The organism is Chitinispirillales bacterium (assembly GCA_031254455.1).
GTDB lineage: Bacteria > Fibrobacterota > Chitinivibrionia > Chitinivibrionales > Chitinivibrionaceae > WRFX01.
In genome coordinates, this window is the sequence record JAIRUI010000040.1 from 1 (window position 1) to 12,610 (window position 12,610).

A 12,610-nucleotide genomic window follows, 5' to 3' on the forward strand; every position below is an offset into this window, starting at 1 on the left:
TGAGTTAAAAAGCGAATTGTAAAAATACGCTTCGCTAAACTTTCCGTTACTTTCGCTTGTACCGTTAAAAATTTCGTTGGTCTTGTCGATACGTTCTCCCACTTCGTCTAAAAATTTTCCTATATCGGCAAACCTTTTGTCGAGTTCTTCGTCGCGTTTCTTTTGTTGTTCTCTTGATTCTGCAAAATCTTTTGCGTTATTATTCATAATAGCGCGAATTTCCGCTAATTCTCTTTCCCACTGTTCCATTATATGCCCCTAAGATTAAAACGTTACGACAAATATACCATCCGCCGAAAACCAAAAGCGAAACGTATTCCTACATCCCGCTTTTCGTATAAAGCCTGCAAGTAATTATTTCTTACCGTCTCACTCCCAACTTCGCCGAATATTTATACGCTTTTCCACTGTTTCCTCTCGCTTCGGCGACAATCAGATAAGTTCCGTTCGCTACGTTTCTGCCGACGTTATTGGTCAAGTTCCACTCGACTTTACCGCTTCTTGTTTCAGTCTCAAACACAACGTTACCGATATTATCATAAATGACTGTCTTAATCTGAGAAACTTTCTCGCCATTCGGTAAGTCGATGGTGATAACCGCCTTATCGGAGACTATGTTGTTTGACAATCTAATACCGTTGCGCCCGTCGTTGCGCTTAATCTCAATTGGCGAAGCAATGTCATTTATTGTCAATGTCGCGGTCATATACTCAGGAACGTTGTAATTGCTTTGGTCGGTTACGGAAAACATTGCCGTTACCTCGTGCGTTCCTATCGCCGTTTTACCGTTGCCGATGTAAGAAACGCTTACACCGGTATGCAAATCACCGCTAATTTCAATACTGTGGGTATTGCCGTCGTATGTTACGGTTTTTGGTGCAAATGTAATGCCGTCCATATTGTAACTTGCCTTCGCAATTGTCCAAGAAAAAGGAATATCGGCAGTCGTTCCATCCGTCCACTCGTAATTTGTCTTGTCTGCCAAAATCACCGTCGCATTGTAATTACCCGCGTTTGTGCCTTTATCGCCGGATACATTATATGCCGCATTTGCCGCAATCTCTAACGATTGCTCGCTTCCGGTATAAACAAAAGAAGTATTCGTTGCCGTCGGCTTGGTTATTTTTGTCTTAGCCACCGATACGTTTACGCTAATATTTGCAGCGGAATTGTAGTAATTGTCATCTCCGGCAAAATTCGCTTTGAACGTTTGTGTTCCCGCATTGCCTACCGATGTTGTCGTCGCGTCCGCCCACGACCAACCGGTCGGTAATTCCACATTTGCCAGAGTCTGCCCTAATTTTGCGGTTAATCCTGCCGGTGCCGCCGGATTCTGTTTCCAGAATCTTGAATAATAACCACTAAAACCTTTTACTGCCGATTCGTCCGCCATAAAATTGTCATAACAATACAATTCCCACAGATAGGTATTGTTAGACAAGTCAAGTGTTGTCAGTTGGTTATTGTAACAATCCAAATTTGACAGATTGGTATTTTTCGACACATCCAACGTTGTTAATTGGTTGTAAGAACAACCCAATTCCCACAAATTCGTATTACTCGATACATTCAACGTTGTTAATTGGTTGTAAGAACAATTTAAATACTTCAAATTTGTATTATTAGACAAATCCAGTGTCGTCAAATTGTTCTTTCTGCAAGACAATATCTCTATTAACGGGAAATATTCTATTCCCGCAAGAGAAGTTATATCACTGTAGCTTACGTCAAGGCTAATTATTCCCATTACGTCGTTGTCATATATCGGCGCAGGAGCACTTTTCCCAATGTAATCATACACTGCTGCCTTAAAGTTCGGGTCTGTAAACTTATTGGTAATGTCTGTCGCCGACAAATTCTTTTGCGGATAAAAATAATAATAATTGTAGTACCATTCCTTCAACCCTATAATTTTACTTTCGTCCTCAAAATAATTTACTCTCACATCAAGATTACTAAGGTTTGTATTCTTCGACAAATCCAGTGTCGTCATTGAATTGTTACTACAAATTAAGTACTGCAGTATAGTGTTTTTCGCTACATCCAACGAAGTCAATTCGTTGTTTCTGCAATACAAGTATCGCAAATTATCACTGTCAGGCAAAATAAGCGAAGTCAATTTGTTGTCATCACAATCCAAATACGACAGATTGATATTCTTTGACACGTCAAGTGTTGTCAGTTGGTGGTTATTGTAACAATACAACTCTTGCAGTGAGAGAAAATACTCTATTCCCGCAAGAGAAGTTATGTTACTGTAAGTTACATAAAAGTTAGTTATACCGATTACGTCGTTGTCATATATCAGCGCAGGAGCACTTTTACCGATGTTGTTATACACTCTCGCTCTAAAATCGAGGTCTGTAAACTTATTGGTAATGTCTGTATCCGTTGCATTTTTCTGCGGGTCAAAATAAAAACCTTGGTAAAGAGACGTTTCGTCTAACCCGATAATTTTACTTTTATTTTCCAAATGATTCGCGCGTACATCAAGATTATTAAGCTTCGTATTCTTTGATATGTCAAGCGTTGTTAAATTATTGCCGGAGCAATCCAAGCGTGTCAGCGCGGTAAGATGTTCTATTCCCGCAAGAGAAGTTATGTTACTCCTCGACACGTTAAGATAATCTATGTACTTTATATCATCAAAAAATATCGGTGAACCGGACGGTTTGCCAATATAATTATAGACAGCCGCTCTGAAATTCTCATCCGTAAAATCGGAAGAAATGTTCGTATCGTCACCATCCCACCATTCCAAACCGTAAAGTTTGATAGACGTTACCGTAACGGTTATAGATTGGTTGTAATGTTCATGAGTAAACTCAATGTCCGATTCAATATTATTTTTACTCACACTGGAAAGGTCTGCAGGTCCAGTATATCCATCATCAACCATCCACTCGGGCACCTTGAAATCCGACAGGTTAAGTGTTACTGTCTTGTTAGTGCCGCTTGATAATTTTGCATAATAAATAACATTTTCACCGTAATATTTAAGAGTAGTCAATATGCCGACAAGAATTTCTTTGCTTGCAGTATAAGTAATTTCTATTTTTTCAAGAGTTGCCATTGTTTTAACATCAAGAAATGCATCGACTCCTGCATAAGGCCAAATTTTATCTTCATCCGTATCGGATAATGTCATGGTAACCGTAAGAGGGTTTTGGTTAGTGATATTGACTTTTGTTCCTTCGCCGTAATCGTCTATGTAATAGTCCCATTGAAGATATTCGTCATCAAACAAATCAATATAATCCGCAACCGGGTCAGCAGCCCACACAATCGCTGTTGCCGCCAAAGCAATTGCTAAAAACTTTTTTGTCATTACAAAACTCCTTTGTAAAATTGTTGTTAAATTGTTCTCTTTTTTTCTCAATCCGTTTAATACTATCCGATTAAAACGATTTCTTCCCGCTGTTTAAGAATTGGGATTGTGGCTATTTGGTGACATAAGCGTATAAGTCCCAACTCTGTAAATGAAACACGTTTCATAGAAACCTCCTAAATATCCGTTAATATCTTTTGTAATCCTATAATTATCTTTCAAAATCACGCCGCTTTTCAGTTTGCGCCGTCTCTGAGAAAATTGTCGTAATCGTAAACGTTTTTGGGAAATTTGGAAAATAGGCCGAGCAAGAAGTTTGTGAAAGTATGAATCACGTGTTTTTTCTTTGTACGTCTGAACGGGTCTACGTCTGAACGGGTCTATATATATTATGTAATATATATAGTTTGTAATTATAGAAATTTTGTCGTACGCTACCTGAGAGAGAGAGAGAGAGAGAGAGAGAGAGAGAGAGAGAGAGAGAGAGAGAGAGAGTACAATCCGTCTGCCGTCGCTGTCAAGGGTTTTGTTGATATTTGCAGAAATTTTTTCATTTTGTTTCTTTCTCTGTTTTCGCCGTTTTAATTTAACATTCGGTACTAATATAATATTTGTAGTATTTTATTAGTATGAAATTTAAATATATTTTCAAAATATTTGCAATATTAGCGTCGCTTTTATTAGCTGCGTGTTCTGAAATATTATTAGGCGACAGCACGGCGGACGGTTATTATACGATTTCTTTCGATTCGCAAGGCGGAACAAATTGCCCGCCTCAAACCGTTACGCTCGGTTCGACTATAATTCTGCCTGCGGCAAATCGAAGCGGTTATATTTTTGAAGGCTGGTTTAGCGCAAATTACGGCGGGGTTTATTACGGTTTGGGCGGAGACGCTTATACGGTTAATTTAAGCAGGACTCTGTATGCTCATTGGGGCGGTGAAATCGGCGGCGATTATCGTACGGTTTTTTTTAATTCGCAAGGCGGAACAATTTGTTCCGATAAAACCGTTACGCTCGGTTCGACTATAACTCTGCCTTTTACAAATCGAAGCGGTTATATTTTTGAAGGTTGGTTTAGCGCAAATTACGGCGGGGTTTATTACGGTTTGGGCGGAGACGCTTATACGGTTAACTCCGATAAAACGTTATATGCGCATTGGATTTGGTGTACATCGCCGTCCGTACCGACGGGCGTATCGGCTGCGGCTATATCGTCAAACAGCGTTAAAATTTCATGGAACGCGGTCGCGGGTGCGGATTATTATGAAGTATATTGGAGTGAAAATCCTACGGGTTATTATGAATGGTTCGGATATGCGTACTCGACGTCCTATATCGACGACGATCAGTATAATTTACCTTCGACTACGTATTATTACAAGGTAAAAGCGGTAAACGACTGCGGAGAAAGCGGGTTTTCAAATTACGCCTATGCGACTACTATGGGCGGCGGTTATGGGACGCTTGTGATAAACAACGCGTCCTATGATTATGACATCGTAGGCGTTTATATTGAAAATATCGTTACGGAAGATTACATTGACGATTGGAATAACTGGAGTGCGATAATTCAACGAAACGGCGGCAAGTCGTATCAGTTGCCGCAAGGCGGTTGGGACGTGGAAGTGTACGACGATTACGGCGACGGTTATTACGCTCAGGTAAATATTAGCCGCGGACAAACCAAAACGCTTACATATGACGGGTATTCGTTAAGATAATTTTTAAAAATACAAATCTCTCGCGCCGTCTTCGGTTTTAGTGTAGTAATTCATAAGCGCGTCGAACATTTTCGGATTTTTCTCTTTTACTTCTGCGATTTCCTTTTGAATTATCGGCTCGGCAAGCGCGATAGTTTCGGGCGACGCAAAATCGTCAAGCCATTCGCGATAAGTAATTATTGCGTTTAATTTGCAAAATTGTCCTTCATATCCGCTTTTTAGCGCGTCCAAAATTTTTTGTCCCGTTCTTCCGCAGCGATAACCCGCAGTACAAAAACTTGTGATAAATCCCTGTTTTGCAAGTGAGCGCACTACCTCGTCGAGCGAGCGCGTATCGCCCAAAATAAACTGCTGACGAACCGCTTCCTGACGGCTGTAATCGAAATCCTCCGAATACGCGCCCAGACCTATTTTACTGCTTGCGTCTGTTTGCGTAATTCCCAGCGGAATAATTTCATCGCGAACTTTTTGGTTTTCGCGGGCGGTTAAAATCATTCCCGTATATGGTACGCTCAAACGAATGCACATAACCGCTTTCTTGAATTGCTCGTCGTTCAAATGCGTTGATTTTGTTTCTTCGATACCGGGTGCGTTATCCGCCGGTTCGATACGCGGAAACGATATCGTATGCGGTCCTACGCCGAATTTCGCTTCAAGTTCCCTTGCATGCAAAAGAACGCCCATAACTTCAAATTTCCAGTCTGTAAGCCCTAAAAGCGGACCGATTCCCACATCTTCCAAACCTGCGTCGTAAGCGCGGTGCATACAATATAAACGCCAGCGGTAATTTCCTTTGACGGTATTTGGATTATGCAGTTTCGCGTATGTTTCACGGTGATATGTTTCCTGAAAAACCTGATAAGTGCCGATTCCTATATCTTTGAGAATTTTTAAATCCTCAACGCTCATCGGCGCGGCGTTTACGTTTACTCTGCGGATTTGCCCGAATCCTTTTTTTGTTTCGTATTTTGCCGCGTAAATAGTTTTGACGCTTTGGGCGATATAATTAACGTCGCTGTCGGGATGCTCGCCGTAAACCGCAATGAGCCGTTTGTGTCCGATTTTGCCAGCAAGCGCCTTTATTTCTTCCTCAATTTCAGGTATAGAGAGTATTCGGCGTACACTATTTTTATTTTTGCCGCTAAACGCGCAATATTTACAGGTATTTATGCATTTGCTCGACAAATAAAGCGGTGCGAAAGTAACGATTCTGTTATCATAAACTTTAAGTTTAATTTCAATAGCCGCCTTTTTCATTTCGTCAAGCGATTCTTTGTCTTCGACGTTTAAGAGAGCGGCGGTTTCTTCGGGCAGAAGCGTTTCAAGCGATTTGGATTTAGCGATTATTTCGCGGACAAAATTTTTGTCGGGGTTCGCTTGGCTTTTCAGCGATTTTTCAATTAAATTTTCATCGATAAAATCGCTTCCGTCTCTATTAATATATTTATCAATTTGACTTTGTATAATTCGGCTGTCGGTCCATTCTTTTACGCGGTTATTCACGAAAACTCCTTTCTTATCGCCGTATTTGTTCGGATATTTCAGCAAAATACTATTTTTGCCGAGATTAAAAATATAAAAAATTTGAGAAAAAACTTGAAATTACACATATAACAACGTATTTTATCTGAAATAAGCGGAGGAAGTTTTTGCAAAAATTCTTATTTTTAATTACAATTTTAATTTTTATTTTTGGCTGCGCTTCGCCAAGATATGATTATTTAAATAACGCAGACGGTAAAAAGACTGCGGCGCCTAAAACAAACGAGAACGGTGCGGGAAATAAGATTTCCGTATCAAACAACGATATGCGCGGCGAGGCGTCGTGGTATGGTCCGGGGTATCATGGAAAAACTACCGCAAACGGTGAAAAATTTAACCAAAACGCTATGACGGCCGCTCATAAAACGCTTCCTTTTAATACTCGTGTGAAAGTTACGGATTTGGATACGAAAAAATCGGTGATTGTGCGGATTAACGATAGAGGTCCCTATGCGAAAGGGCGAATTATCGATTTATCCCAAAAAGCCGCCGAAAAACTCGGAATGAAAGGGAAAGGACACGCTCAAGTAAAATTGGAAATAGTACGATGAGAACTCTCAAACCTAAAGCGTATTTTAGAACTGTCGGCGGGATTTTTAAAAATTTTTTTGCCGCAGAGTCGATTTTCCCGTTTTATGCGTCGCTGAAACTCACCGCTAAATGTAATTTCGGATGTCCGTTTTGTAATATACATACGCATTCGCAAGAAGATTTATCGACAGATGAAATTATAAAAATTTTGGATAATTTATCAAATTCGCCCGTTTTGATGACTTCGTTTGAAGGGGGAGAGCCGCTTTTAAGGCGGGATGTCGGAGAATTGCTTGAATATGCGCGAAAAAAATGTGATTTTTATCTGCTTTTTACTTCAAGCGCTAAAAATATTTTGGATTATCCTATGGAAAAATATTGTGAAAACATTGATTTTCTGCATATTTCTATTGACGAAGGACACAACAATTTGGAAATGTTTGAGTCTCTTTACGAACTTGCAAAATTCAAAAGCGAATTGTCCGTACAAATTGTAGTCACCGAAGACACTATAGAAAAGCTGGAAGAAAAAGTGGTAAAATGCCGGTCGGCAAAAGCGAATTGCGTGGTAATTCCAGCCGCCGAAATGGACGGAGCGAAAAAGAAATCGTTTCCGAATATTGACAAATTTGAACGGGAAATTCGCCGCCTTAAAAATAAATATCCGGCTGTTATTCATACTCCGTTAGGTTATTTTTCCGCATATAAAAATGCAAAATGTTCGTCGGCGTCGGTTATTATCGCCCCGAACGGAAAATTGTTTTATCCTTGTAATATTTTGGGTGATTTCGGCTGCGATTTGACTGAAACCGATTTCAAAAAGTGGCTCGTTTCCTCCGCCGCGAAATTCGCCCGTGAAAAAATGAAAAACTGTAAAATTAATTGCGGCTGGTACCAGTATTATTCGATTGATTCGTATTTGTCGCTTTCGACCATAGGCGAGGCGTTGTCGCCTATTTTTACAAAAAGTTTGAAATGAAGTCGAAATACACTCTTCTTTCATTTGAAAAAATTGTATATTGTGCAACAATTGCATATATAAATCCCAAAATTAAATATTTCTGGGAATAGGGAAAATATGAAAACTGCAAAAGAAATTCGTCAAAGTTTTATTGATTTTTTTGTGAGCAAAAACCATACGTTCGTTCGCTCGGCTCCGGTTGTTCCCAACGACGACCCGACGCTTATGTTTACCAATGCGGGAATGAATCAGTTCAAAACGATATTTTTGGGTGAAAACCCAAAGGGGCTCAAGAGAGCGGCAAATTCGCAAAAATGTATGCGTGTTTCCGGCAAACACAACGATTTGGAAGAGGTCGGCGTAGATCACTATCATCATACGCTTTTTGAAATGCTTGGAAATTGGTCGTTTGGCGATTATTACAAAAAAGAGGCGATTTCTTGGGCTTGGCGACTGCTTACGGAAGTTTGGGAAATTCCGAAAGAAAAATTGTATGTGACAGTTTACAAAAACGACGACGAAACCGAGAATTTTTGGAAAACGCTGACCGATATCGATACGACGCATGTTTCTCGACACGACGAAAAAGATAACTTTTGGGAAATGGGTGAAACCGGTCCCTGCGGACCTTGCAGCGAAGTTCATATTGATTTGGGCGCAGGAATTTGTCCGCACGAACACGAAAAAGACCATAAATGCTGTGTAAACGGCGAAAATTGCCATAGATTTTTGGAGTTATGGAATTTGGTTTTTATTCAATACGAGCGTCAAAAAGACGGCTCGCTTAAAGAACTTCCCGCAAAACACGTAGATACCGGAATGGGATTTGAACGGGTTGTGCGTGTAATGCAAGGGTTAAACTCAAATTACGACAGCGATTTGTTTTCGCCCGTCATAAAAAAGTTAGAAGAACTTTCCGGCAGGAAATACACGGCGTCCGACAAAACAGGCATTCCTTTCAGAGTGATCGCCGACCATGTCCGCGCTTTGGGGTTTGCGATAACCGACGGTGTTTTCCCCAGTAACGAAGGGCGCGGATACGTTTTGCGCAGGCTTTTGCGGCGGGCTTACAGATACGGACGGCAATTGGGATTTTCCGCTCCGTTTATATATAAATTGACGCCGGTTTTTGTAGAAATGATGGGCGAGGCGTATCCTGAAATTAGAGACAGGGCGGATTTTGTCGCTTCGGTTATAAAATCGGAAGAGGAACGCTTTGACGCAACTCTGGAAACGGGAATGGAAAAGTTTAATCAGGCTATAAGTTCGGCAAAAAAAGCGGGTAAAACAAAAATTTGCGGCGCGGACGTTTTTGCGCTTTATGACACCTACGGGTTTCCGGTCGATTTAACGAATTTACTTGCGCAGGAAAACGGATTTTCGGTCGATGAGGCCGGTTTTACCAAAGAAATGAAAGCGCAAAAAGAGCGTGCCAGAGCGGCGCGAAACGCAAACGACGAAGGGTTTTCACCCGACGGCTGGACGGAATTGATACAAAACGCCAAAACCGAATTTGCGGGGTATGTTTCGGATTTGATTACCGACGCGAAAGTGTGCCGTTATAAAATAATTTCGGAAAATAAGGCGCTCGCGGTATTTGAAAAAACGCCTTATTACGCGGAAATGGGCGGACAGGTCGGCGATACGGGGGAAATTGCAAACGGGGATCTTACCGCAAAAATTACCGCTACGACAACTTGGAACGGAATGTCGGTGAGCGTTATCGAAAGTGTATTTTCTTTAAACAAAGACTTTTTTGAGAGCGGAAAAATCGTTTTGCGGCTTGATAACTTTCGCAGAAACGAAATAAGTCGTGCACATTCGGCTACGCACTTGTTACAGGCGGCTCTTACAAAAGTTTTGGGGGACCATGTTTCTCAGGCTGGTTCAAAAGTGGAAAACGGGAAATTAAGATTTGATTTTACGCACTTTCAGGCGATTCCCAAAATGCAACTGTGTGAAATTGAAGATATTGTAAACGACTGGATTTTGCAAAATTTTCAAATATGTACAAACGAAATGAATATCGACGAAGCTAAAGCAAGCGGCGCAAAGGCTCTTTTCGGCGAAAAATACGCAGACCGCGTGCGAGTAGTAAAAATGGGCGATGTTTCGGCGGAACTTTGCGGCGGAACTCACGCAAGAAATACAGGCGACATAGGCTCTTTTACGGTTTTGAGCGAGGCGTCGGTTTCCGCAGGCGTACGAAGAATTGAAGCGCTTGTCGGTAAAGAAGCGATAATTTTTTATAGAAGACAAGCCCAAATACTTTCACAGATTTCAAATTTACTGAAATGCGGTCAGGAAAATATTCCGGAAAAGGTTGAAAATCTGCAGCAGAAAATAAAAACACTTGAAACCGAAATAAAATCGGCTAATTTGAATACGGCGAAAGACAGTGTGGAAAGAATTGTTTCAAGCGTAAAAAGCGGTTCGAAAACATCGTTTGCCGTTTGCAATTTGGGGGTGACAAGCAAAGAAATTTTTACGGCGATTCACGACGGCGTAAGCGAAACGATAATCGTCAAAGGTATAAATAATGTCGTGATTTGTCTTATAGCCGAGGCCGCAGGCGCGGTTATGATTGCGGCAAGCGCCGATAAAACGGCGAACGCAAACGGAATTTTGTGCGGGGATTTGGTCAAAAGAGCGGCGGCAAAAGTCGGCGGCGGCGGCGGCGGAAGCCCTATGAAAGCGCAGTCCGGCGGGAAAAATCCCGCGGGCATTCCCGATGCGATTAGGGAAATTGAGACGTTATTAAAATAACGGAAAAGTCGTCAAAATAATTTTTTAATGAAAATTTAATTTTTCTCTTGACTTTCATTTGCGTTTTATGGTACATTTGTGTCGGCTGCTATGAAATTTTTTGTCAAAACGTATTAAACATTAATCAATTTGTTTTTCGTGTGGCGGGTATTTAATGTGGATTTCGGCAGTTGTTTTGTGTTGTTTGTGTTGATAGTGAGAAAATAATTAATTGAAATTCTATAGGAGGAATTATTATGGGCAAAGAGAAATTTGTTAGAACGAAACCCCACGTAAATGTGGGAACTATCGGGCATGTCGACCACGGTAAAACCACTCTTACGGCAGCGATTTGCACCATACAGGCAAAAAAGTATGGCGGTGTGGCTAAAAAATACGATGAAATTGACGCGGCGCCGGAAGAAAAAGAAAGAGGAATTACGATTGCTACCGCTCACGTTGAGTATGAGACGGGAAATCGCCATTATGCGCACGTCGACTGTCCGGGACATGCGGACTACATTAAAAATATGGTTACCGGAGCGGCTCAGATGGACGGTGCGATTCTTGTCGTTTCGGCGGCGGACGGACCTATGCCTCAGACCAGAGAACACATTTTGCTCGCTCGTCAGGTAGGCGTTCCGAAAATTGTCGTATATCTAAATAAAATTGATATGGTCGACGACCAGGAACTTGTTGAACTTGTTGAAATGGAAGTCCGTGATTTGCTCACGAAATATGAGTTTGACGGGGACAATACTCCGATTATTCGCGGTTCCGCCCTTAAAGCGTTGGAAGATGCGGCAAAAGGTTCTGTTTCCGAACAAGGTTCCGAATCCATTCAAAAACTTATGGACGCGATTGATACTTATATTCCGCAGCCTGTACGTGAAATCGACAAACCTTTCCTTATGCCTGTAGAAGATGTGTTTTCTATTACGGGACGCGGAACGGTTGCAACCGGCAGAATTGAGCGCGGCGTGGTAAAAGTAAACGAGGCTGTAGAAATAGTTGGTATTAAAGATACTAGATCGTCCACGGTTACCGGAGTTGAAATGTTTCGTAAATTACTTGATCAGGGCGAAGCCGGCGATAATGTGGGCTGTCTGCTGAGAGGTGTTGACAAAGATCAGATTGAGCGCGGAATGGTTCTTGCGAAACCCGGCTCTATTACTCCTCATAAAAATTTCAAGGCGGAAGTTTATGTGTTGAGCAAAGACGAAGGCGGTCGTCATAAACCGTTTTTTAACGGTTATCGTCCGCAGTTCTATTTCAGAACGACTGACGTTACGGGCGACATAGAATTGGCTGCGGGAGTTGAAATGATTATGCCGGGAGATAATACGTCTTTTACGGTTAATTTGATTAATTCAATCGCTATGGAAAAAGGTCTTCGTTTCGCAATTCGTGAAGGCGGAAGAACAGTCGGCGCAGGCGCGGTTACCGATATTATTGCGTAAATAGGGGTTGTTTGTGAGCGATAAGATTAGAATAAGATTGAAATCCTATGACCATGCCGTTCTTGATAGTTCGGCTAAGGAAATCGCTAGGATAGCTATAGGAGCCGGCGCTCGCGTGTTGGGACCGATTCCGTTGCCGGTGGAAAGAGTCGTATATACCGTGCTTCGTTCTCCTCACGTGAATAAAAAATCGCGTGAGCAGTTTGAGACGCGGGTTCATAAACGGCTTGTTGATATTGTTGAATCGACATCTCAGACGGTGGAAGCGCTTATGAAGCTGGATCTGCCTGCCGGAGTTGTCGCTGAAATCAAGGTTTGA

Annotated in this window: 9 protein-coding genes; 6 read left to right on the plus strand and 3 right to left on the minus strand. The window is 41.6% G+C overall.

Going from position 1 to position 12,610, the window contains the following annotated elements:
• Together LBH98_02885 and LBH98_02890 are read right to left on the minus strand one after the other, a co-directional pair.
• Positions 1-249, minus strand: a 249-nt coding sequence (locus LBH98_02885) for a hypothetical protein (protein ID MDR0303700.1), incomplete at its 3' end; no start/stop codon positions are given.
• 112 nt (positions 250-361) lie between these two features.
• Positions 362-3,328, minus strand: a complete 2,967-nt coding sequence (locus LBH98_02890; GenBank protein MDR0303701.1) for a hypothetical protein — start codon at positions 3,326-3,328, stop codon at positions 362-364.
• A gap of 629 nt (positions 3,329-3,957) precedes the next feature.
• On the opposite strand from LBH98_02890, the gene LBH98_02895 reads away from it, so the two are divergent.
• Positions 3,958-5,052 (plus strand): InlB B-repeat-containing protein, encoded by a 1,095-nt coding sequence (locus tag LBH98_02895; GenBank protein MDR0303702.1) that lies wholly within the window; start codon positions 3,958-3,960, stop codon positions 5,050-5,052.
• A 3-nt stretch (positions 5,053-5,055) separates the two neighbouring features.
• On the opposite strand, the gene hydG is transcribed toward LBH98_02895, so the two are convergent.
• Positions 5,056-6,555 carry a [FeFe] hydrogenase H-cluster radical SAM maturase HydG gene (hydG, locus tag LBH98_02900; protein MDR0303703.1) on the minus strand — a complete coding sequence of 500 codons (1,500 nt, stop codon included), beginning with the start codon at positions 6,553-6,555 and terminating at the stop codon, positions 5,056-5,058.
• Positions 6,556-6,701: 146 nt separating this feature from the next.
• On the opposite strand from hydG, the gene LBH98_02905 reads away from it, so the two are divergent.
• The 5 genes from LBH98_02905 to rpsJ all read left to right on the plus strand — a co-directional run bounded on the left by LBH98_02905 (position 6,702) and on the right by rpsJ (position 12,610).
• Positions 6,702-7,145 (plus strand): septal ring lytic transglycosylase RlpA family protein, encoded by a 444-nt coding sequence (locus tag LBH98_02905; GenBank protein ID MDR0303704.1) that lies wholly within the window; start codon positions 6,702-6,704, stop codon positions 7,143-7,145.
• Positions 7,142-8,104: a radical SAM protein gene (locus LBH98_02910; protein ID MDR0303705.1), complete on the plus strand. Its 963-nt coding sequence runs from the start codon at positions 7,142-7,144 to the stop codon at positions 8,102-8,104. Before LBH98_02905 ends, LBH98_02910 begins: the two co-directional genes overlap by 4 nt.
• A 99-nt stretch (positions 8,105-8,203) precedes the next feature.
• The gene (alaS, locus tag LBH98_02915; protein MDR0303706.1) at positions 8,204-10,852 is read left to right on the plus strand and encodes an alanine--tRNA ligase; all 2,649 of its coding nucleotides are present in this window, start codon (positions 8,204-8,206) and stop codon (positions 10,850-10,852) included.
• A gap of 236 nt (positions 10,853-11,088) precedes the next feature.
• Positions 11,089-12,291: an elongation factor Tu gene (tuf, locus tag LBH98_02920; GenBank protein MDR0303707.1), complete on the plus strand. Its 1,203-nt coding sequence runs from the start codon at positions 11,089-11,091 to the stop codon at positions 12,289-12,291.
• Positions 12,292-12,304: 13 nt separating this feature from the next.
• Positions 12,305-12,610 (plus strand): 30S ribosomal protein S10, encoded by a 306-nt coding sequence (gene rpsJ / locus LBH98_02925; protein ID MDR0303708.1) that lies wholly within the window; start codon positions 12,305-12,307, stop codon positions 12,608-12,610.

What these genes read in the sequence shown, in the direction of transcription:
- LBH98_02890 (MDR0303701.1), bottom strand. Translation starts at nt 3,328, where the DNA reads ATGACAAAAAAGTTTTTAGCAATTGCTTTGGCGGCAACAGCGATTGTG.
- LBH98_02895 (MDR0303702.1), top strand. Translation starts at nt 3,958, where the DNA reads ATGAAATTTAAATATATTTTCAAAATATTTGCAATATTAGCGTCGCTT.
- LBH98_02910 (MDR0303705.1), top strand. Translation starts at nt 7,142, where the DNA reads ATGAGAACTCTCAAACCTAAAGCGTATTTTAGAACTGTCGGCGGGATT.
- alaS (MDR0303706.1), top strand. Translation starts at nt 8,204, where the DNA reads ATGAAAACTGCAAAAGAAATTCGTCAAAGTTTTATTGATTTTTTTGTG.
- tuf (MDR0303707.1), top strand. Translation starts at nt 11,089, where the DNA reads ATGGGCAAAGAGAAATTTGTTAGAACGAAACCCCACGTAAATGTGGGA.